Source organism: Pseudomonas jinjuensis, assembly GCF_900103845.1.
In the GTDB taxonomy this organism is placed as follows: domain Bacteria; phylum Pseudomonadota; class Gammaproteobacteria; order Pseudomonadales; family Pseudomonadaceae; genus Pseudomonas; species Pseudomonas jinjuensis.
In genome coordinates, this window is sequence record NZ_FNIJ01000001.1 from 98,185 (window position 1) to 119,623 (window position 21,439).

The following is a 21,439-nucleotide window of genomic DNA, read 5'->3' on the forward strand; positions in this document are numbered from 1 at the left end:
TGGTAAAAACAATTAAATTTTCTCTCAGAGAAAAAGTAAACGCCCTGTAATCGACGATTATGTTGTAAAAACAACAATCGATAGTCTGAAGGAGAATGCTGCCATGCACCCCCGCGTGCTCGAAGTCACCCAGCGCATCCAGGCCCGCAGCGCGGCGACCCGTCAGCGTTATCTCGCCATGGTGAAAGCCGCGGCGACCAAGGGCCCGCACCGGGGTACGCTGCCCTGCGGCAACCTCGCCCACGCCGTCGCGGCCTGCGGCGATAGCGACAAGCAGACGCTGCGCCTGATGAACCAGGCCAACGTCGCCATCGTTTCCTCCTACAACGACATGCTCTCGGCGCACCAGCCGCTGGAACGCTTCCCGGCGCTGATCAAGGAAGCCCTGCACGAGATCGGCTCGGTCGGCCAGTTCGCCGGCGGGGTGCCGGCCATGTGCGACGGCGTCACCCAGGGTGAACCGGGGATGGAGCTGTCGCTGACCAGCCGCGACGTGATCGCCATGGGCACCGCCATCGCCCTCTCGCACAACATGTTCGACGCCGCGCTGTGCCTGGGCGTGTGCGACAAGATCGTCCCCGGCCTGCTGATCGGCTCGCTGCGCTTCGGCCATCTGCCGGTGGTGTTCGTCCCGGCCGGGCCGATGCCCACCGGCATCTCCAACAAGGAAAAGGCCGCCGTGCGCCAGCTGTTCGCCGAGGGCAAGGCGACCCGCGAGGAGCTGCTCGCCTCGGAAATGGCTTCCTACCACGCGCCGGGCACCTGCACCTTCTACGGCACCGCCAACACCAACCAGCTGCTGGTGGAAGTGATGGGCCTGCACCTGCCGGGCGCCTCCTTCGTCAACCCGAACACCCCGCTGCGCGACGAACTGACCCGCGAAGCCGCGCGCCAGGCCAGCCGCCTGACCCCGGAAAACGGCAACTACCTGCCGATGGCGGAAATCGTCGACGAGCGCTCCATCGTCAACTCGGTGGTGGCGCTGCTGGCTACCGGTGGCTCGACCAACCACACCCTGCACATCCTGGCCATCGCCCAGGCCGCCGGCATCCAGCTGACCTGGCAGGACATGGCCGACCTGTCCGAGGTGGTGCCGCTGCTGGCGCGCATCTATCCGAACGGCCAGGCCGACATCAACCACTTCCAGGCGGCGGGCGGCATGTCCTTCCTGATCCGCCAGCTGCTCGACGGCGGCCTGCTCCACGAGGACGTGCAGACCGTGGTCGGCAAGGGCCTGCGCCGCTACACTCAGGAACCCTTTCTCGACGGCGGCAAGCTGGTCTGGCGCGAAGGCCCGCAGCAGAGCCTCGACGAGAACATCCTGCGCCCGCGGGCCAACCCGTTTTCCCCGGAAGGCGGCCTGCGCCTGATGGAGGGCAACCTCGGGCGCGGCGTGATGAAGATTTCCGCGGTAGCGCCGGAACACCAGGTGGTCGAGGCGCCGGTGCGCATCTTCCACGACCAGGCCGGGCTGGCCGCCGCCTTCAAGGCCGGCGAGCTGGACCGCGATCTGGTCGCGGTGGTGCGCTTCCAGGGCCCGAAGGCCAACGGCATGCCCGAGCTGCACAAGCTCACGCCGTTCCTCGGCGTGCTGCAGGACCGCGGCTACAAGGTGGCGCTGGTCACCGACGGGCGCATGTCCGGCGCCTCCGGCAAGGTGGCGGCGGCGATCCACGTCAGCCCCGAGGCGATCGACGGCGGCCCGCTGGCGCGCCTGCGCGACGGCGACGTGGTGCGCGTGGATGGTTCCACCGGCGAGCTGCGCGTGCTGGTCGGCGACGCCGAATGGCAGTCCCGCCCGCTGGCGCCGCGGCCCGAGGACGACGGCAGCGGCTGCGGTCGCGAGTTGTTCGCCTTCATGCGCCAGGCGATGAGCCCGGCCGAGCAGGGCGCCTGCAGCTTTACCGCCGAGCTGACCGCCTTGCGATAGGCCAAGTCCTGGCCAAGGATATTCGCACTGCCAATGAAAATTGCGGGCACACGATGAACAAGCAACCTGAGGTTCCGGCCGGCGTCGCGCTGGTCGGCGACATCGGCGGTACCAACGCCCGTTTCGCCCTGTGGCGCGACGGGCGGCTCGACGCCATCCAGGTGCTGGCCTGCGCCGACTATCCGCGCATCGAGGATGCGGTGCGCGAATACCTGCAGCGCAGCGGCCAGCCGCTCGGCGCCATCCGGGCGGTGTGCCTGGCCTGCGCCGGTCCGGTGGGCGCGGGCGACTTCCGCTTCACCAACAACCACTGGGTGATCGATCGCGCCGCCTTCCGCGCCGAACTCGGCCTGTGCCATCTGCTGCTGGTCAACGACTTCAGCACCATGGCCTGGGCGGCCTCGCGGCTGGGCGGCGACGACCTGGTCTGCGTCCGCCAGGGGCAGGCGCAGCAAGCGCGGGCGCGGCTGATCATCGGTCCCGGCACCGGCCTCGGGGTCAGCAGCCTGGTGCCGTTGCCGGGCGGCGGCTGGGAAGTGCTGTCCTGCGAGGGCGGGCACGTCGACCTGCCGGTGACCTCGGAGCGCGACTTCGCCATCTGGCAGCATCTGCGCGAGCTGTACGGCCACGTCTCGGCGGAGCGCGTGCTCTCCGGGCGCGGGCTGGAGACGCTGTACCGGCTGAGCTGCCAGGTCGACGGCGTGCAGCCGAAGTGCACCAGCGCGGCGCAGATCGGCGAACTGGCGCTGGCCGGCGACGTCTACGCCGACGCGGTGCTGGAACACTTCTTCCTGTGGCTGGCGCGGGTCGCGGGGAACGCCGTGATGACCGTCGGCGCGCTGGGCGGGGTCTACATCACCGGCGGCATCGTCCCGCGCTTCCTCGACCGTTTCCGCCGCAGCGGCTTCGCCGAAGCCTTCAGCCAGCGCGGCAAGACCAGTGGTCCGTACCTCGACCCGGTGCCGGTGTGGGTGATGACCGCCCAGCACCCCGGCCTGTTCGGCGCCGGCGTGGCGCTGGAGCAGTCCCTGGCGGGTGCCTAGCCGAGACTCTCGGGCGGCGCCTCGTAGCCGGCCGATTCGTAGCTGACCCCATGCCGCACCAGCGGCGGACCGTCGCCGGCGTGCATGCTGTTGACGGTGTCGATGATCGTCTTGTCCTCCAGCGTCAGGCGGTCGAGCATGCGCAGGTGCTGGATCCAGTTGTCCACCAGGAACAGCTCCTGCCAGGTCTCCGGCTGGCTGACGTCGCGGTACAGCGCCCAGCGTTCGGCGCCGTTGCGCAGGCGCAGGCGGCGCAGCGGGCGGCTGGCGCGGACGAAGTCGCGGGTGCGTTCCGCCGGGATGCGGTATTCGATGGACACCAGCACCGCGCCGCGCTCCGGGTTGAAGGCGAAGCTCGGTGCTCCCGGCGCGCTGGCCGGCGCGCGGGCGATGCCGCCGGGCTCCAGCTCCGGCAGCCGCGAGTTGTACAGCAGCGCCACGGTGACCAGCAGGGTGCAGCCCGCCGCGAGCAGCGAGCCCTGCACGCCGATGCTGCCGGCGAAGTGGCCCCAGAGGAACGAGCCGAGCGCCAGGCCGCCGTAGATCGCCGTCTGGTACAGCGCCAGGGCGCGCGCCTTGACCCAGTCCGGGACCAGTATCTGCACCGCCGAGTTGTAGGTCGCCACTGCGGCGATCCAGCAGCTGCCGCCCACCACCAGCGCCGGGAACAGCACCCACAGCGCGTCGACCCAGCCGAGGGTCAGCATCACCAGCCCGAGCACCGCCGCGGCCAGGCTGATCAGCCGGCTGCTGCCGATCCACTTGCGCGCCTTGCTGACCATGGTGCTGCCGAGGATCGCGCCGACGCCGAGGGCGCCGAGCATGTAGCCGTACACCGAGGCGTTGCCGTCCGGGTTGCGGTGCGCCAGCAGCGGCAGCAGCGCCCACACCGCGCTGGCGGAAATGCCGAAGAGGAAGGAACGCAGCATCACCAGGCGGGTGACGCTGGAGTACTGGGTGAAGCGCAGCGCGGCGACCACGCCTTCGAGGATGTGCTCCGGCGGCAGCGTGCGCTTGGGGATTTCCCGCCGCCAGTTCCAGATCGCCCAGATCAGCGCCATGTAGCACAGGCAGTTGAACAGGAACACCCAGGCCGGCCCGGTGGCGCTCAGCAGCAGGCCGCCGATCGCCGGCCCGGCGGCGCGGGCGACGTTGTAGTTGACGCTGTTGAGCAGCACCGCGTCGCCGACCATGCGCGGCGGCACCTGCTCGTTCACCGCCGCCTGCCAGGCGGGAATGGTGATCGAGCTGCCGAGGGACAGCCAGAGGATCGACAGGATCAGCATCAGCGGATCGAGGTAGCCGAAGAAGGCGAGGCCGGTGACCAGCGCCGCACCGCTCAGCTCCAGGGTCAGGCCGATCAGCATGATCTTGCGCCGGTCGTGGTTGTCCGCCAGCACGCCGGAGACGATGGACAGCAGCACCAGCGGCAGCGCCGAGGCGACCTGGATCATCGCCACCATCAGCGGGCTGGCATGCGCCTCGGTGACCACCCAGGCCGCCGCCACCGACTGCGCCCAGGTGCCGAGGTTGGCGAACAGGTTGCAGATCCAGATGATGCGGAAGGCGCCGATGGAGAAGGGCGCGAGCACGCCGCTGCGGGGTTCCTGGGGCTTGTCGGATTCGGGTTTCAGGGGCAGGTCGTGCTTGGGTGAAACGGACTGGAGCATGGCTACGTCCTTGAAGTCTGTTTCGGGCGATTTTTTGTAGGAGCGGGCCATGCCCGCGAACCGTCCAGGCAGAGCGGTCGCGGGCATGGCCCGCTCCTACGAAATGTTCTGCCGGGGAAGTGTAGCGATGGCTGCCTGCCGTGCCATCCGCCGGGGCGGCGTTATCTGGCGGGGCAATGATTTATGGCAAGGGGACCTGGGAGGAGGGGAAATGGCCGATCCATGGCCATGGTCTTGCGAGGGGAGAAATGCGCGTCCTAGCCGCCGGAACAGCCGCCGCCCCAGACCTGGTACTGGATGGTGTGGCGCTGGCCCTGGGAGTCTTCGTAGGTCATCCGCGCCGGCACGACGCCGCACTGGCTGGAGACGTCGGTATTGGAGATCACCCGGGCGATGTCCAGCTTCATGTCATAGGTGTACTGCTCCACGGCCACGCTGTCGGCGTTCGCCTCATCGGCGAAGGCGAACGAGGAGAAGCCGGCGAGGGCCAGGATGAATGCAGCTTTCATTGAATTACCTGCCTTTTGCCCGATACCGGGCCGCGAGCGGGCACGCCTGGTCCGGCAGGTGCCTGCGGCTCGATCGGGAGTTTTCGAGGGTTGTCACGGGGAAGTCGGGGTGTTGCGGCGCGCGCTGTAGCAGCACGGAAATATTAGGATCTGGCCACTGTGATTCATATGTCTGGCGGCCTGAAATACTTCGTACTCACAGGCAACAATTGGAGCGGGTCATGCCTGCGAGATTCATCGTTCCCACGCTCCTGCGTGGGAACGCATCCCGGGACGCTCCTGCGTCCAATAGCGGCGGATGAGTCCCTGTAGGAGCGGGCCATGCCCGCGAAATGACGCGGCACGGTGTGTCCATCGGATCAATCATTGCGCCTCCCGCAACGGCGAGCGCGGGTCCAGCAACGACGTGCGGATGAAATGCAGGTAACTGCACATCCGCCGCAACGGCGAAGTGTCGAAGTGCGGCGGATGCGGCTCGTGGGTGCTGCGGATCGCATGGATCGCATGCTCCACCGCCCCCAGCGCGCGCAGCCGGTTCGCCTCGCCCGGCTGGATGAACAGGCGGATCAGCGCCCGCCCCATGGCGCGGATCGCCCGGCGCCAGGGCATCCTCTCGGAGTACCAGGGCTCCGCCGGCAACGCTTCCTGCTCGCGGCGCAGCTCGATGATCGCCAGGCCCACCTCCTGCACCACGAACATCCAGCGGAGCAGCCGCTGCTGTACGTCCGGGCGGCCGCTGGAGAGTCCATACGCCTGGTTCAGCAGGTCGCGGGTGCCGCTTTCGAAGCCTGCGGAAAGGCCCTTCGCCGGGTCGCTGATCACGTGCACCACACGCAGGCGCAGTTCCGCCTCCAGGCGCTCCCATAGCCACGGCCGGTTCGGCGGCAGGATGACGACCGCGGCGATCACCGCCATGCCCATGGACAGCAGCATCGCCAGGTATTCGTTGATGAAGTGGTAGGCATCGTAGCGAGCGAGGTTGGCTGGCAGCGAGGCGATGCAGAACCACACCAGCAGGCCGACGCCATAGCCGTTCCACTGCGGCCGGGTGATGAGGAAGGCGCCGAGGGCGAACATCGGCGCCAGCGCCATGCACAGCAACGGGAAACCGTCGAGATGCGGCAGCACGCGGAAGGTCAGGACGAAGCCGAGGCTGGCGCCGAGCAGGGTGCCGAGGGTGAGTTGCAGCGACAGGCGCTTGGGATCGGGCGAGGCGGAGGAGAGTGCGGCGATCAGCACCGAAGTCAGGGCGAAGGTGGCGCCGCTGGGCCAGGAGGTGGCGATCCAGAAGATCCCGCCGGCCAGCACCAGCAGCGCGCAGCGGAATCCCGCGACGGCCGCGGCGACGGCGTTGGCCTTGGGCGTGAAGCGTTCCTTCCACTGCTCGCGCTCGTGCTTGTGTGCGGCCAGCGAGGCGTGGGTGAGGGCGTAGTCGTGGAGGTCGCCGGCGAAGCGGAACAGCAGTTCGGCGGCGGTCTCGAAGTCGAGCTGGTCGGACTCCTTCGGGCGGCTCCGGGCGAGCAGTGCGCGGGCCTCGCGGATCGCCGGCATCAGCTGTTGCCTGCATTCGTCCAGCTGCGCGGCGAGGCGTTCGGCGTCGGCGTAGCGCAATGGCCGGCCATGCCAGCCGGCGAGCAGGTCGGCGAGCTGCAGCAGGCAGGGCATCAGCACCTCCAGCAGCGCCGCGGCCTGGCGTTCGCGCAGGCGGTCGAGCAGGCGCTGCAGGGCGTGGAAGCGCGTGGTCATGCGCATGAACTCGCTGTTCACCCGCGCCAGCCGGCCGCTGCGCAGGCGCATGTGCGGGTCCTCGAAGACGGTGACGTTGCGCAGGCTTTCCAGGCCCACCGATTCGGCGGCGATACGTGCGCTGGCCTGTTCGAAGCGCGTGGCGTCGAGGTTGCCGGCGAGCCCGGCGCTGGCCAGCCCGGCGAAGTCGCCGAAGCGCGTGTCCAGCGCGTTGCGCAGGGCGGCGCTGCTGGTCTGCGGCAGCACCACCGCGCTGACCACGCCGGTGCAGAGGATACCCAGACTGATCTCCAGCACCCGCCACAGCGCCTGCATGAAGGCGCCTTCCGGATGCAGCGTGGCAGGGATGCCGATCATCACCGCGGTGTAGCCGGCGAGCAGGCAGGCGTAGGCGCGGAAGTCGCGGTAGCGCGCCGCGCCGGCGGTGCACAGGCCGACCCAGAGCGCCACGCTGAGCAGGAACAGCACGCGCTCCTGGTTGAACAGGGCGATCAGGGTGACCATCACGCTCAGCCCGAGCAGGGTGCCGAGGATGCGGTAGAAACTCTTCGCCAGCACCTGCCCGCTCTGCGGCTGCAGGACGATGAAGGCGCTGACCAGCACGGTGTTCGGCTGCGGCAGTTCCAGGCGGTAGGCCAGCCAGAGGGCGGTGAAGGCGGTGATCAGCGCCTTGGCGATGAACACCCAGGTGACCCCGTCGCTGTGCGCCCAGGCGGACAGCGCCAGGCGCAGCGCGGCGGCATTCGGCAGACGCGCGGAAAGGCTGGGCATGGGCTTATCTCGAAATGGACGGAGGGGCGGGGAAAGGCGCGAGGCAGGGCACAGCGGGTGGTCCTGAGGCCGCAGGGGAGGGCGATTCTAGAAGGCGGCCGGAAGACGGATAAGCTGACGGTTGAGCGATTGATTGTTGCCTGGCCGGATAACAATCAACATTTTGAAACATGCGACAATCTGTCGTCCTTTTCCAGAGGCGATCATGGATCTCCTGCACAACATGCGTACCTTCGTCTGTGTCGCCGAGACCGGCAGCTTCACCGCCGCCGCCCAGCGCATGGACCTCACCACCGCCTACGTCTCGCGCACCGTCGCCAAGCTCGAAGCCCACCTGCGCACCCGCCTGCTGCACCGCACCACCCGCCGCATCGCCCTCACCGAGGCCGGCCAGCGCTACCTGCTGCGCTGCCAGCAGATCCTCGGCTACATCGAGGAAGCCGAGGCGGAGGCCGGCGACGCCCACGCCAAGCCGGCGGGCAAGGTGAAGGTGCACGCCATGACCGGCATCGGCCAGCACTACCTGATCAGGGCGATCTCGCAGTACTGCGAGATCTACCCGGAAGTCAGCTTCGACCTGACCCTGGCCAATCGCACCACCGACATCCTCGACGAGGGCTACGACATCTCCGTGGTGATCGCCCGGGAGCTGCCGGACTCCGGCTTCGTCTCCAAGCGCCTCGGGCAGACCTACAGCGTGCTCTGCGCCTCGCCGGCCTACGTCGCGGCGCACGGCAACCCGAAGACGCCCGCCGACCTCGCCGCGCACCGCTGCCTGCGCCTGGTCAACTCGGTGATGTCGCTGGACAAGTGGCTGTTCGACGGCCCGGACGGCCAGGAGCTGGCGACCATCAACCACACCCACTTCCAGGTGAACACCGCCGACGCCATGACCGAGGCGCTGGTCGCCGGCATGGGCATCGGCGCGCTGCCGGTGTACTCGGCGGTGCAGGGGCTGAAGAACGGTTCGCTGGTGCGCGTGCTGCCCAACTACAGCCTGTTCCACCTCAACGTCTACGCGCTGTACCCGTCGCGACAGTACCTCGACGCGAAGATCCGCACCTGGGTGGAGTTCCTCCGCGACTGCCTGCCGGGGATGCTCGAAGAGCACGAGCGGATGATGGCGGAGCTGGGCGGGAAGCTGGGGACCTAGCCGCTCGCTGGCGAAGGCTGCCACGGCGGATTGTTCGCGTTTCGTGGACACTCAGTTCGTGATGCGTCTGATTGTTCGTGGCACTCCTGCCGACTAAGGTCCAATTGCGTGTCTGGCGCTCCCTGTTCCAGCTCATCCGGGCGGGGTGGCGGGTCTGGTCGCGCGATTCGCCACTACAAGACCAAGAAAAGGTAGGACCATGTTCAGAATGCCTCGCCGCGCCCTTGCGCTCCTTTTCCCATTGCTATGCCCGGGCCTGGAAGTTCAGGCCGCTCCGCCGGAACGCCCCAATGTCCTGTTGATCGTCGCGGACGACCTGGGCTTTTCCGATACCCAGCCGTTCGGTGGAGAAATCTCCACGCCAACCCTCCAGGGACTCGCCGACCAGGGCGTGCGCCTGACCAACTTCTATGCAGGGCCGACCTGTTCGGTAAGCCGCTCGATGCTGCTGACCGGCGTTGACAACCACCAGGCCGGCCTGGGAACCATGGCCGAATACCTGCAGCCCGAACAGCAGGGCAAGCCCGGCTACGAAGGGCATCTGAACAAACGCGTGGCGACGCTGGCCGAACTGCTCAGGGACAACGGCTACAACACCTTCATGACCGGCAAGTGGCATCTGGGAGCCACCGCTGAAACCAATGCCGCCGCCCGTGGCTTCGAGCGCTCCTACACCCTGCTGCCGGGCGGCGCCAGCCATATGGACAAGACCCAGATGTTCCCGGGCAACTACAAGGCCCGCTATCTGGAAGACGGCAAGGATGTATCGATTCCGGAGGACTTCTACTCCAGCGATTTCTATACCGACCGCCTGCTCGCGTACCTGAAGCAGGACCGCCAGCCCGGCAAGCCGTTCTTCGCCTACCTGGCCTTCACCGCACCGCACTGGCCGCTACAGGCTCCGGACCAGTACCTGGCGAAGTACGCCGGCGCCTACGCTGATGGCTATGAGGCGCTGCGGCAGAAGCGCCTGGCGCGGATGATCGAACTCGGCATCCTGCCGCCGGGCACCCAGGCCAACGATCCGCTGAAGGACAAGCTGCCCCGCTGGGAGGAGCTGACCGAGGCGCAGCGCATGGAGCAGACCAGGGCGATGCAGATCTACGCGGCCATGGTCGACAACCTGGACCACAACATCGGTCGTGTGGTCGAGCATCTGCGCAAGACCGGCGAACTCGACAACACCCTCATCCTGTTCATGTCCGACAACGGGCCGGAGTCGTCCACCGCCGAATCCCTGGGCACCACCGAGGACCGCAACGGGATCAAGGACTGGGTCGACCAGACCTTCGACAACAGCCCGGAAAACATGGGCCGCAAGGGCTCCTACGTCACCCTCGGGCCGAAGTGGGCGCAGGTGGGCGCGACGCCGTTCCCCTACTTCAAGAGCTTCGTCGCCAAGGGTGGTATCCAGGTTCCGGCGATCATCCGCTACCCGCAGGCGGTCGAGGGCGGCCAGATCAATCGCGACGTGCTGCATGCCATGGACTTCGTACCCACCGTTCTGGAACTGGCCGGCGTGAAGTATCCCGGGCAGTACCAGGGCAACCGGCTGCTGGCGCTGCAAGGGCGCTCCATGCTTGCCGCCCTCAAGGGCCAAGATCAGCCGGAGCGCGCGCTGGGCTGGGAGTTCAACGGCCGTCGCGCCATGTACAAGGGCCAATGGGCAGCCCAGATGCAGAAGCCGCCCTACGGTACGGGCAACTGGGAGCTGTATGACCTGTCCGGAGATCCGGCGTTCAGGCATGACCTGTCCGCCAGCAACCCGGAAAAGGTCGCCGAGCTGGCGGCCGACTGGGAGGCCTATTCGCAGAACAACGGCATCGTGCCGGCACCGATTCGCTACAAGTACGGCCAGATGAACTGCCTCTTCACCACCTGCATCCAGTGACCTTCCGCTTCGAATAGCGGGGCGCTCGCTCGTCCCCTCCAATGCGCGGGTCGTTTCTTTCCCGGGCCCGTTCCGGCCCGGGGAAGCCGAACCCGGGCAATCACCAGAAAAACAACGAAGAGCCTTGACGATGTCTCCATGCACCCTATCCGTGCCGGCCAGACGGCTGCTGGGCGTGTCCTGCGCCAGCCTGCTGGCCACGCTGGCCTTCCCGGCCGGTTTCACCCTGGCCAACCCGCTCGAGCAGGAGCGGCCCCTGCGCCCCGGGCTGCCGCGCTGGCTGGAGGACTATCGATTTCTCGATGACGCGCAGAAGCGCACCGATCCGTTCGACTCCTTCCGCTATCACCGCCTGTCCGAGTCGGCCTGGCTGCAGCTCGGCGGCGAGGTCCGCTACCGCGCGGACGCCTTCGACGAACCGTTCCTGGGGCTGCGCGACAGCGACGACGATTCCTACCTGATGCAGCGCCTGCAGGCCCATGCCGATCTGCATCTGCTGGATGACCGGCTGCGCGCCTTCGTGCAGGTCGAGAACACCCGCGCCTGGGGCAAGGACCAGCTCTCGCCGACCGACGAAAGCCGCAACGACGTGCACCAGGCGTTCATCGACGGTCGCTTCGAGCTGGCCGATGCGAGCCTGACGGCCCGCGTGGGGCGTCAGGAAATGGCCTATGGCAACCAGGCCTGGGTGACCTATCGGGATGTGCCCAACATCCGCCAGACCTTCGATGGCCTGCGCCTGAGCATGAAATGGGCGCAGGGCGGCAAGCTGGATGCCTTCGCCGTGCGTCCGGTGCGGCTGGACAAGGATTCCTTCGACGACGGCTCGAACAACAACGTGAAGTTCTATGGCCTGTACGGGACGCTACCCCTGAGCCGTGGCTGGAATGTCGATCTCTACGGCTTCGGCTTGGAAACGGAGGCGCGGAGCCTGGCCGGACTCACCGGCGAGGAGGAGCGCTACACCCTGGGCACCCGGATCTTCGGGAATGCCGGCCCGTTCGACTGGAGCTGGGATCTGGCTGGCCAGTTCGGCGACATGGCGAGCGCGGACATCCGTGCCTGGGCGTTTTCCACCGACAGCGGCTACAGCTTCGCCGGTCCCTGGCGACCGCGCCTGGGGTTGCGCATCGATGCCGCCAGCGGCGACAGGCAGGCCGGAGACGATCGGGTGGAGACCTTCGATCCGCTGTTCCCGCGCAACGGCGTGTATGGCGAGGCGGCCCTGATCACCCTGTCCAACGCCATCATCGTCGGCCCGGTCCTGGCCTTTTCACCCTGGCCGACGCTGCGGATCGAGCCGGGGCTGTTCAAGGCCTGGAAGGAGAGCGCGGACGGCGCCGTGTACTTCCCGGGGATGGTCGTCGCCGCGACCGCCGAACAGAGTTCCGGGCGGGATATCGGCACCATTCTCCGGGCCAACGTGAAGTGGCTCGCCTCCACCAACCTGACCGTCGACCTGGATTACAAGTACTACGACGTGGGACGGGCAGTACGCAGCGCCGGGGGCGAAGACAGTCAGTTCGTCTCGCTGCGCGGCACCTTCCGTTTCTAGGTAGAGCGGTTCAGCCTGCCGGCCGGGCGGCTCCGCTGCTTTCTTCCTCCAGGGCCGTCCCGCCATACCGCTGCAACGTCTCGATCAACGCCCGCACGCAGCTCGGCAGCGCCTCGATGTCGCGCACCAGCATGCTGCGTTCGCGCACCGCCCAGGGTTCGTCGAGGGCGATGGTCGCCAGCTTCATGGTCCGGCTGTGGCGGCGGGCGGCGGATTCGGGGATGACGCCGATGCCCACGCCGCTCTCGATCATCCGGCAGATCGCCTCGAAGCTGGACACCTGGATGCGCAGGGTCAGTTGCTCGCCCATCTGTTCCACCTGGTCGAGCAGGAAGGCGTGCAGGGTGGTGCCTTCCGGCAGGCTGACGTGGGGGTAGCGCAGGGTGTCGCGCAGTTTCAGCGTCTTCGCCCCGGCCAGCGGGTGGCCGTGGGGCACCGCCAGGAGCAGGCGGTCGGTGCTGAAGTGCAGCACCTGCAGGCCGCTGGCGGAAACCGGGCCGGCGATGATGCCGAGGTCGGTGGAACCGTCCAGCACGCCGCGCACGATGTCCCGGCTCAGCCGCTCCTGCAGGTCCACCGTCACCCCCGGGCGTTCGGCGAGGAAGCCGGCGAGGATTTCCGGGAGGAATTCGGTGACCGCCGTGGTGTTGGCGAAGATGCGGATATGCCCGGCGGCATCGCTGGCGTACTCGGTGAATTCGCTCTTCAGGTAGTCCACCTGGCGCATGATCAGCCGCGCGTGCTGCAGCAGGCGTTCGCCGGCGGGCGTCAGTTCGACGCCGCGGCTGTCACGGTAGAGCAGGCGGCTGCCGAGCTGGCCTTCCAGGGCCTTGATTCGCGCGCTGGCGGCGGCCGGCGAGAGGAAGGCCTTGCGTGCGCCCTGGGTGAGGCTGGGGGACTCGGCGATGTGGATGAACAGACGCAGGTCCGGCAGATCGAAATGCATGGTTCGGGCTCGGTGTTGGCGTTCACCTAAGCTGAACGCTCCTGGTTGAAAAAGCAAATTCACAAAACGCGGCGGCTGTCGCATCGTCTGTGGACTTTCCAGATCACGGAGCCCGCGACATGAGCGATACCACTTTCAGCGCCTGGATAGGTCGTCGCGAAGAGGCCGCCGACCAGTTGAGCGCCAACCTGGTCAAGCGCATCGCCGCGACCTTCAGCGAACCCGCGCCGCGCAACGGGCAGTCCCTGCCGCCGCTATGGCACTGGGCGTTCTTCCAGGAGCCGGTGGACGAGGCAGGCCTGGGCGTGGACGGTCACCCGGCGCGCGGTGGGTTCCTGCCTCCCGCGGACAACCGCAATCGCATGTGGGCCGGCGGCGAGCTGGAGTTCTTCGAGCCGCTGCGCGTGGGTGCGGAAGTCGTGCGCCAGACCCGCATCGAGAACGTCGAGGAAAAGCACGGCCGCACCGGCTCGCTGCTGTTCGTGACCCTGCGCCATGAATACCTTCAGGATGGGCACCTGGTCATCCGCGAGATCCAGAACATCGTCTACCGCGAGCCGACCCCGCCCAAGCTCGGCGCCGGCGAACCTACCCCGGAAGGCGAGTGGAACGAGCGCGTGGCGCCGACGCCGACCCTGCTGTTCCGCTACTCCGCCGTCACCTTCAACGGCCACCGCATCCACTACGACTGGCCCTACGTCACCGAGGCCGAGGGTTACCCGGGCCTGGTGGTGCACGGCCCGCTGATCGCCACGCTGAACCTGCGCGCGTTCTGCCGCGCCAACCCGCAGGCGCGGGTGCGCCGCTTCAGCTATCGCGGCCAGCGCCCGCTGATCGCTCCCGAACCCTTCGAGGTCGGCGGACGCATCGTCGCCCCCGGCAAGGCCGAACTGTGGGCCGCCAATGCCGGCGGCATCGCCCAGCGCGCCGAAGTCGAATTCGATTGAACACCTCTGCAAACGTACAAGAATCAAGGAACCGCCGAATGAACCCGAACAGCGAAGAAATGAATGCCATCCGCGAAGGCGTCCGTGCCCTCTGCGCGCAATTCCCGGCCGAATACTGGCGCAAGATCGACGAAGAGAAGGGCTTCCCGGATGAGTTCGTCACCGCCATGGCCAAGGCCGGCTGGCTGTCGGCGATGGTTCCGGTCGAGTACGGCGGTTCGGGTCTGGGCCTGGCCGAGGCTTCGGTGATCCTCGAGGAAGTCAACCGTTGCGGCGGCAACTCCGGCACCGTGCACGGCCAGCTGTACAACATGTTCACCCTGCTGCGTAACGGCAGCGAGGAGCAGAAGCGCAAGTACCTGCCGGCCCTGGCCGCCGGTGACCTGCGCCTGCAGTCGATGGGCGTGACCGAGCCGACCGCCGGCACCGACACCACCAAGATCAAGACCAGCGCCGTGCGCAAGGGCGACAAGTACGTGATCAACGGCCAGAAGGTGTGGATCTCGCGTATCCAGCACTCCGACCTGATGATCCTGCTGGCGCGCACCACCCCGCTGGCCGAGGTGAAGAAGAAGTCCGAAGGCATGTCGATCTTCCTGGTCGACCTGCGCGAGGCCATCGGCAACGGCCTGACCGTCCGCCCGATCGCCAACATGGTCAACCACGAGACCAACGAGCTGTTCTTCGACAACCTGGAAATCCCCGCCGAGAACCTGATCGGCGAAGAGGGCAAGGGCTTCAAGTACATCCTCGACGGCCTCAACGCCGAGCGCACCCTGATCGCCGCCGAGTGCATCGGCGACGGCCGCTGGTTCATCGAGAAGGCCAGCCAGTACGCCCGCGACCGCGTGGTGTTCGGCCGCCCGATCGGCCAGAACCAGGGCATCCAGTTCCCCATCGCCGAAGCGCACATCGAAGTGGAAGCGGCCGACCTGATGCGCTGGCGCGCCTGCCAGGAGTACGACGCCGGCCTGAGCACCGCCGGTGGCTGCGCCAACATGGCCAAGTACCTGGCGGCCAAGGCTTCCTGGGAGGCGGCCAACGCCTGCCTGCAGACCCACGGCGGCTTCGGCTTCGCCTGCGAATACGACGTCGAGCGCAAGTTCCGCGAGACCCGTCTGTACCAGGTGGCGCCGATCTCCACCAACCTGATCCTGTCCTACGTGGCCGAGCACATCCTCGAGCTGCCGCGTTCGTTCTAAGGAGAACACGATGAGCAACGCTACCCGCGGTCTCGCCGAGTTCCTCGCTGGCCTGCGCTACGAAGACCTGCCGCAGTCGGTGGTCGAGCGCACCGAAGACCTGTTCCTCGACTGGCTGGCCTCGGCCCTTGGCAGCCAGGGCCAGCACCCGATCCCGCTGTTCGAGCGCTACGCGCAGAAGATGGGCCCGGCCGACGGCAACTGCGCCGTGCTGGTCAACGGCAAGCGCACTTCCGCCTATTTCGCCGCGCTGGTGAATGGCGCCAGCTCGCACCTGATCGAGCAGGACGACCTGCACAACAGCTCCGTGCTGCACCCGGCCACCGTGGTCTTCCCGGCCGCGCTGGCAGCGGCGCAGGATCTCGGCAAGTCCGGCCGCGACCTGATCCTCGCCTCGGTGGCCGGCTACGAGGCCGGCATCCGCATCGGCGAGTTCCTCGGCCGCTCGCACTACCGCATCTTCCACACCACCGCGACCGTCGGCACCCTGGCCGCCGCGGTGACCGTGGCCAAGCTGCTGGACTTCGACACCGAGCAGTTCCTCAACTGCATCGGCAGCGCCGGCACCCAGGCCGCCGGGCTGTGGGAATTCCTCCGCGAGGCGGCGGATTCCAAGCAGCTGCACACCGCCAAGGCCGCCGCCGATGGCCTGCTGGCCGCGTACATGACCGCCGAGGGCCTGACTGGGGCGAAGAACATCCTCGAAGGCGAGCAGGGCATGGCTGCCGGCATGTCGAAGGACGCCGACGCCAAGTGGCTGGTCGATGGCCTCGGCACCCGCTGGGCGCTGGCCGAGACCTCCTTCAAGTTCCACGCTTCCTGCCGCCACACCCATCCGGCCGCCGACGCGCTGCTGGACCTGATGCAGCGCGAAGGGCTGGCCGCCGAGCAGATCGAGCGCGTGGTCACCCGCGTGCACCAGGGCGCCATCGACGTGCTCGGTCGCGTGGTGGTCCCGCAGACCGTGCACCAGGCGAAATTCTCCATGGGCACCGTGCTCGGCCTGCTCGCCGTGCATGGCAAGGCCGGACTGGTCGAGTTCGACGCCTTCTCCCTGACCGACCCGCGCGTCGCCGCCTTCCGCGAGAAGGTGAGCATGGTGCTCGACCCGGAAGTGGACGGCGCCTATCCGCAGCGCTGGCTGGGCCGCGTCGAGGTGACGACCGTCGATGGCCGCCAGCTGCAAGGCGCGATCGACGAGCCCAAGGGCGATCCGGGCAACACTCTCAGCCGTCCGGAGCTGGAAGACAAGTTCCAGCGCCTGCTGGCGTACTCCGGCGCACGCAGCCCGGAGCAGGGCAGCGAGCTGATCGCCAAGGTCTGGCGCCTGCATCAACTGGACGACGTTCAGGCGATCGCCTGACGCCCGCTCCGCACCGCCCCCTCTCCCTCCGGGAGAGGGCTGGGGTGAGGGGCCTTCGATTCACTGGAGTTCGCAAATGAACAATCCCCGTCCCCTCGACGGCATCACCGTGATCAGCCTCGAACACGCCATCGCCGCGCCGTTCTGCACCCGCCAGCTCGCCGACCTCGGCGCGCGGGTGATCAAGGTCGAGCGCCCCGGCGTCGGCGACTTCGCCCGTGGCTACGATGAGCGCGTGCGCGGCATGGCCTCGCACTTCGTGTGGACCAACCGTTCCAAGGAAAGCCTGAGCCTGGACCTCAAGCAGGCAGAGGCGCAGGGCGTGCTCGAACAGCTGCTCGGCCAGGCCGACGTGCTGGTGCAGAACCTCGCACCGGGCGCCGCCGCGCGCATGGGGCTGTCGTTCGAGGCCTTGCACGAGCGCTTCCCGCGGCTGATCGTCTGCGACATTTCCGGCTATGGCGAAGGCGGTCCGTACCAGGACAAGAAGGCCTACGACCTGCTGATCCAGAGCGAGAGCGGCTTCCTCTCGGTCACCGGCGGTCCGGGCGAGGACGAGATGGCCAAGGCCGGCTGCTCCATCGCCGACATTTCCGCCGGCATGTACGCCTACAGCGGCATCCTCTCGGCGCTGCTGCTGCGCGGACAGACCGGCAAGGGCAGCCGTATCGACGTGTCGATGCTGGAAAGCATGGCGGAGTGGATGAGCTTCCCCATGTACTACGCCTTCGAGGGCGCCAAGCCTCCGGTACGCGCCGGCGCGGCCCACGCCACCATCTACCCCTACGGGCCGTTCCCGGTGGGCGATGGCGGCACCGTGATGCTCGGCGTGCAGAACGAGCGCGAATGGGCGGCGTTCTGCCGCGTGGTCCTGCAGCGTCCCGAACTGATCGAGGATGCGCGCTTCACCAGCACCGCGCTGCGCGTCGCCAATCGCGACGAACTGCGCGCGGCCATCGTCGAGGCGTTCTCCTCCCTCAAGGCCGAGGAAGTGGTCGAGCGCCTGGAGCAGGCGCAGATCGCCAACGCCCACGTCAACGACATGCAGGGCCTGTGGAACCATCCGCAGCTCAAGGCGCGCGACAGCTGGCGCGAGATCGGCAGCCCGGTCGGCACGCTGCCGGCCATGCTGCCGCCGGGCCGCAGCAATGCGTTCGAGCCGCGCATGGACGCGGTGCCGGGCCTCGGCGAGCATACCGACAAGCTGCTGGCGGAGCTGGGCTATACGCCGGCCGATATCCAGCGGATGCACGATAGCGGGGCGGTGTGATCGAGATCGTTCCCACGCTCCTGCGTGGGAATGCATCCGAGGACGCTCCTGCGTTCAAATGGCGGCGGATAACGCTGGCGCGTTATGCGCCCTACGCGAAACGACCCGCCAAACCGTAGGAGCGGGCCATGCCCGCGACAGTCTCGCGTCGCCATTCATCAAGGAATTCCCCATGACCCAATACATCCGCTCCGCCCTGTTCGTCCCCGGCAGCCGTCCGGAGCGCTTCGCCAAGGCCCTGGCGGTTGGCGCCGATGCCGTCATCGTCGATTTCGAGGATGCGGTGGAGGAGGACCAGAAGGCCCAGGCGCGCATCAATCTGGCCGCTTTCCTCGAAACCAGCCCGGGCGTGCGCGTCTGGGTTCGGGTGAATGCCGTCGACCACGCCGAATTCGCCGCCGATATCGCCTTCTGCCGCGAACAGCGGGGCGTTGCCGGGGTGCTGCTGCCGAAGGCGGAAAGTGCCGTCGAGGTGCGTCTCGCGGCGTCCACCGGCAAGCCGATCTGGCCGCTGGTGGAAAGCGCCGCCGGCGCCCTGGCGCTGCGCGAGATCGCTTCCTGCGAAGGCGTGCAGCGCCTGACGTTCGGCGCCCTCGACTTCGCCGTCGATCTCGGCCTGCGCGCCGGCAGCGCGGGGGCCGAGGCGATGCTCGACCAGTTGCGCTACGACATGCTCCTGCAGTCGCGCGTGCACGACCTGCAGCCGCCGCTGGATACCGTCTACCCGGCGTTCGACGACGAGGAAGGCTTCACCGCCGTGGTGCGTCGCAGCCATGACATGGGCCTGTTCGGCGCGCTGTGCATCCATCCGCGGCAGGTCGCCGTGGTGCACGCCGCGCTGGCGCCGAGCGCCGAGGAACTCGCCTGGGCGCGCCGCGTGATGGAAGGCGCCGCCAGCGGTGCCGCGGCGTTCAAGGTCGACGGCAAGATGGTCGACGCACCGGTGATCGCCCGCGCCCGCCGGGTGCTGGAGAGCGTGGCCGGGTAACCCGCATCCACTCGCGGACAGGGAAATCCTCCCTGCCGCATACCAACAAAAATACCGTTAGTTCTTCCTCGCGCATCGCGCCCATCGGCTCTGCCATGGGCGCTTTCTTTTTTCCGTCAGTCGCGCTTATGGGGCCCATCAGTACTAGTGCCACGTGGTTAAGACCATGGTCGAATGGTCCGGCGGGTGGGTCGCCATTACAAATGTCAACAACAAAAACAACACTCCGAACCGAGGTAACAGCATGACTGCGGCATCCGTGTATCCCGTGCGTCCCGAAGCGGCCGCCCGTACCCTGACTGACGAAGCCACCTACAAGTCGATGTACCAGCAGTCGGTGGTCAACCCGGATGGCTTCTGGCGCGGACAGGGCCAGCGCCTCGACTGGATCAAGCCGTTCACCAAGGTCAAGCAGACGTCCTTCGACGACCATCACGTCGACATCAAGTGGTTCGCCGATGGCACCCTGAACGTCTCCTACAATTGCCTCGACCGCCACCTCGCCGAGCGCGGCGACCAGATCGCGATCATCTGGGAAGGCGACGATCCTTCCGAACACCGCGAAATCACCTACCGCGAACTGCACGAGCAGGTCTGCAAGTTCGCCAACGCCCTGCGCGGCCAGGACGTGCACCGCGGCGACGTGGTGACCATCTACATGCCGATGATCCCGGAAGCCGTGGTGGCCATGCTCGCCTGCACCCGCATCGGCGCGATCCACTCCGTGGTGTTCGGCGGCTTCTCTCCGGAAGCCCTGGCCGGCCGCATCATCGACTGCAAGTCCAAGATCGTCATCACCGCCGACGAAGGCCTGCGCGGCGGCAAGAAGACCCCGCTGAAGGCCAACGTCGACGACGCCCTGACCAACCCGGAAACCAGCAGCGTGCAGAAGATCATCGTCTGCAAGCGCACCGGCTCCGACATCAAGTGGAACCAGCACCGCGACGTCTGGTACGAGGACCTGATGAAGGTCGCCGGCAGCACCTGCGCGCCGAAGGAAATGGGCGCCGAGGAACCGCTGTTCATCCTCTACACCTCCGGTTCCACCGGCAAGCCGAAGGGCGTGCTGCACACCACCGGCGGCTACCTGGTGTACGCCGCGCTGACCCACGAGCGGGTGTTCGACTACCGTCCGGGCGAGGTCTTCTGGTGCACCGCCGACATCGGCTGGGTCACCGGCCACAGCTACGTGGTCTACGGTCCGCTGGCCAACGGCGCCACCACCGTGCTGTTCGAGGGTGTGCCGAACTATCCGGACATCACCCGCGTGTCGCAGATCATCGACAAGCACAAGGTCAACATCCTCTACACCGCGCCGACCGCGATCCGCGCCATGATGGCCGAAGGCAAGGCCGCCGTCGAAGGCGCCGATGGCTCCAGCCTGCGCCTGCTGGGTTCGGTGGGCGAGCCGATCAACCCGGAAGCCTGGCAGTGGTACTACGAGACCGTCGGCCAGTCGCGCTGCCCGATCGTCGACACCTGGTGGCAGACCGAAACCGGCGCCTGCCTGATGACCCCGCTGCCGGGCGCCCACGCCATGAAACCGGGCTCCGCCGCCAAGCCGTTCTTCGGCGTGGTGCCGGCGCTGGTGGACAACCTCGGCAACATCCTTGAGGGCGCCACCGAGGGCAACCTGGTGATCCTCGACTCCTGGCCGGGCCAGGCGCGCTCCCTGTATGGCGATCATGACCGCTTCGTCGACACCTACTTCAAGACCTTCAAGGGCATGTACTTCACCGGCGACGGCGCGCGCCGCGACGAGGACGGCTACTACTGGATCACCGGTCGCGTCGACGACGTGCTCAACGTCTCCGGTCACCGCATGGGCACCGCCGAGATCGAGAGCGCCATGGTCGCCCACCCGAAAGTGGCCGAGGCCGCGGTGGTCGGCATGCAGCACGACATCAAGGGGCAGGGCATCTACGTCTACGTCACCCTGAATGCCGGTGAACTGGCCGACGAGAAACTGCGCCAGGAACTCAAGGCCTGGGTGCGCAAGGAAATCGGCCCGATCGCCACGCCGGATGTCATCCAGTGGGCGCCGGGCCTGCCGAAGACCCGCTCGGGCAAGATCATGCGCCGCATCCTGCGCAAGATCGCCGCCGCCGAGTACGACACCCTCGGCGATATCTCCACCCTGGCCGACCCGGGCGTGGTGCAGCACCTGATCGATACCCACCGGGAAATGCAGGCATCCGTGGCCTGAAATCCGAAATGAAAACGCCCCGCCCGGCATTCGCCGGGCGGGGCGTTTTCATTCTGGTGCTACCTGTTTGGTGGTGATGCTCCACCCTGCGGTAATGCTTACCCTTGTAGGAGCGCACCTGGGCGCGACCGGTCGCGGGCATGGCCCGCTACACAGAGTCGCGCCGCCCCTGAAGCACGCACAGAACTTGTAGGAGCCAGCTTGCTGGCGATTGCCGTGTTCTCCTTCCACGCCGACGTTGAGGGAAAA

At 67.4% G+C, this 21,439-nt stretch carries 15 protein-coding genes; 11 read left to right on the top strand and 4 right to left on the bottom strand.

The window, feature by feature from the left end:
* Window positions 1-103 precede the first annotated feature (103 nt).
* Entirely contained in the window at window positions 104-1,930 is a 1,827-nt protein-coding gene (gene edd, locus BLR75_RS00475; protein WP_084313109.1) for a phosphogluconate dehydratase, read from the top strand.
* Window positions 1,931-1,983: 53 nt separating this feature from the next.
* Window positions 1,984-2,973: a glucokinase gene (locus tag BLR75_RS00480; RefSeq protein ID WP_084313110.1), complete on the top strand. Its 990-nt coding sequence runs from the start codon at window positions 1,984-1,986 to the stop codon at window positions 2,971-2,973.
* Here the strand turns inward: BLR75_RS00480 and BLR75_RS00485 are convergent.
* The 3 genes from BLR75_RS00485 to BLR75_RS00495 form a co-directional block, all read right to left on the bottom strand.
* Window positions 2,970-4,643: an MFS transporter gene (locus tag BLR75_RS00485; protein WP_084313111.1), complete on the bottom strand. Its 1,674-nt coding sequence runs from the start codon at window positions 4,641-4,643 to the stop codon at window positions 2,970-2,972. The genes BLR75_RS00480 and BLR75_RS00485 overlap by 4 nt on opposite strands.
* 257 nt (window positions 4,644-4,900) lie before the next feature.
* Window positions 4,901-5,152 (bottom strand): DUF2790 domain-containing protein, encoded by a 252-nt coding sequence (locus BLR75_RS00490; RefSeq protein ID WP_084313112.1) that lies wholly within the window; start codon window positions 5,150-5,152, stop codon window positions 4,901-4,903.
* 363 nt (window positions 5,153-5,515) lie between these two features.
* On the bottom strand, window positions 5,516-7,669 hold the full coding sequence (locus tag BLR75_RS00495) for an FUSC family protein (protein WP_084313113.1): 2,154 nt from the start codon (window positions 7,667-7,669) through the stop codon (window positions 5,516-5,518).
* A 205-nt stretch (window positions 7,670-7,874) separates the two neighbouring features.
* Between BLR75_RS00495 and BLR75_RS00500 the strand changes: the two genes are divergently transcribed.
* The 3 genes from BLR75_RS00500 (at window position 7,875) to BLR75_RS00510 (ending at window position 12,268) form a co-directional block, all read left to right on the top strand.
* Window positions 7,875-8,822, top strand: coding sequence for a LysR family transcriptional regulator (locus tag BLR75_RS00500; protein ID WP_084313114.1), 948 nt, complete (start codon window positions 7,875-7,877; stop codon window positions 8,820-8,822).
* A gap of 199 nt (window positions 8,823-9,021) precedes the next feature.
* Window positions 9,022-10,713 carry an arylsulfatase gene (locus tag BLR75_RS00505; protein ID WP_084313115.1) on the top strand — a complete coding sequence of 564 codons (1,692 nt, stop codon included), beginning with the start codon at window positions 9,022-9,024 and terminating at the stop codon, window positions 10,711-10,713.
* A 124-nt stretch (window positions 10,714-10,837) separates the two neighbouring features.
* Complete coding sequence (locus BLR75_RS00510) at window positions 10,838-12,268, top strand: alginate export family protein (protein WP_371858131.1); 1,431 nt, start codon at window positions 10,838-10,840, stop codon at window positions 12,266-12,268.
* Window positions 12,269-12,278: 10 nt separating this feature from the next.
* Here the strand turns inward: BLR75_RS00510 and BLR75_RS00515 are convergent, their stop codons facing one another.
* Complete coding sequence (locus BLR75_RS00515) at window positions 12,279-13,214, bottom strand: LysR family transcriptional regulator (protein WP_084313117.1); 936 nt, start codon at window positions 13,212-13,214, stop codon at window positions 12,279-12,281.
* Between the two features lie 119 nt (window positions 13,215-13,333).
* Between BLR75_RS00515 and BLR75_RS00520 the strand changes: the two genes are divergently transcribed.
* The 6 genes from BLR75_RS00520 (at window position 13,334) to acs (ending at window position 21,190) form a co-directional block, all read left to right on the top strand.
* Window positions 13,334-14,161, top strand: a complete 828-nt coding sequence (locus tag BLR75_RS00520; protein ID WP_084313118.1) for an HTD2 family dehydratase — start codon at window positions 13,334-13,336, stop codon at window positions 14,159-14,161.
* Between the two features lie 38 nt (window positions 14,162-14,199).
* Entirely contained in the window at window positions 14,200-15,363 is a 1,164-nt protein-coding gene (locus BLR75_RS00525; RefSeq protein WP_084313119.1) for an acyl-CoA dehydrogenase family protein, read from the top strand.
* A 10-nt stretch (window positions 15,364-15,373) separates the two neighbouring features.
* The gene (locus BLR75_RS00530; protein ID WP_084313120.1) at window positions 15,374-16,726 is read left to right on the top strand and encodes an MmgE/PrpD family protein; all 1,353 of its coding nucleotides are present in this window, start codon (window positions 15,374-15,376) and stop codon (window positions 16,724-16,726) included.
* Between the two features lie 76 nt (window positions 16,727-16,802).
* Complete coding sequence (locus BLR75_RS00535) at window positions 16,803-17,996, top strand: CaiB/BaiF CoA transferase family protein (protein WP_084313121.1); 1,194 nt, start codon at window positions 16,803-16,805, stop codon at window positions 17,994-17,996.
* A gap of 172 nt (window positions 17,997-18,168) precedes the next feature.
* Window positions 18,169-18,984 (top strand): HpcH/HpaI aldolase/citrate lyase family protein, encoded by an 816-nt coding sequence (locus tag BLR75_RS00540; protein ID WP_084313122.1) that lies wholly within the window; start codon window positions 18,169-18,171, stop codon window positions 18,982-18,984.
* Window positions 18,985-19,228: 244 nt separating this feature from the next.
* The gene (gene acs, locus BLR75_RS00545) at window positions 19,229-21,190 is read left to right on the top strand and encodes an acetate--CoA ligase (protein WP_084313123.1); all 1,962 of its coding nucleotides are present in this window, start codon (window positions 19,229-19,231) and stop codon (window positions 21,188-21,190) included.
* Window positions 21,191-21,439: the final 249 nt, after the last annotated feature.

Bases quoted from the DNA above. Each gene is read 5' to 3' on its own strand.
- edd (WP_084313109.1), top strand. From the start codon at position 104: ATGCACCCCCGCGTGCTCGAAGTCACCCAGCGCATCCAGGCCCGCAGC.
- BLR75_RS00480 (WP_084313110.1), top strand. From the start codon at position 1,984: ATGAACAAGCAACCTGAGGTTCCGGCCGGCGTCGCGCTGGTCGGCGAC.
- BLR75_RS00485 (WP_084313111.1), bottom strand. From the start codon at position 4,643: ATGCTCCAGTCCGTTTCACCCAAGCACGACCTGCCCCTGAAACCCGAA.
- BLR75_RS00490 (WP_084313112.1), bottom strand. From the start codon at position 5,152: ATGAAAGCTGCATTCATCCTGGCCCTCGCCGGCTTCTCCTCGTTCGCC.
- BLR75_RS00495 (WP_084313113.1), bottom strand. From the start codon at position 7,669: ATGCCCAGCCTTTCCGCGCGTCTGCCGAATGCCGCCGCGCTGCGCCTG.
- BLR75_RS00500 (WP_084313114.1), top strand. From the start codon at position 7,875: ATGGATCTCCTGCACAACATGCGTACCTTCGTCTGTGTCGCCGAGACC.
- BLR75_RS00505 (WP_084313115.1), top strand. From the start codon at position 9,022: ATGTTCAGAATGCCTCGCCGCGCCCTTGCGCTCCTTTTCCCATTGCTA.
- BLR75_RS00515 (WP_084313117.1), bottom strand. From the start codon at position 13,214: ATGCATTTCGATCTGCCGGACCTGCGTCTGTTCATCCACATCGCCGAG.
- BLR75_RS00520 (WP_084313118.1), top strand. From the start codon at position 13,334: ATGAGCGATACCACTTTCAGCGCCTGGATAGGTCGTCGCGAAGAGGCC.
- BLR75_RS00525 (WP_084313119.1), top strand. From the start codon at position 14,200: ATGAACCCGAACAGCGAAGAAATGAATGCCATCCGCGAAGGCGTCCGT.
- BLR75_RS00530 (WP_084313120.1), top strand. From the start codon at position 15,374: ATGAGCAACGCTACCCGCGGTCTCGCCGAGTTCCTCGCTGGCCTGCGC.
- BLR75_RS00535 (WP_084313121.1), top strand. From the start codon at position 16,803: ATGAACAATCCCCGTCCCCTCGACGGCATCACCGTGATCAGCCTCGAA.
- BLR75_RS00540 (WP_084313122.1), top strand. From the start codon at position 18,169: ATGACCCAATACATCCGCTCCGCCCTGTTCGTCCCCGGCAGCCGTCCG.
- acs (WP_084313123.1), top strand. From the start codon at position 19,229: ATGACTGCGGCATCCGTGTATCCCGTGCGTCCCGAAGCGGCCGCCCGT.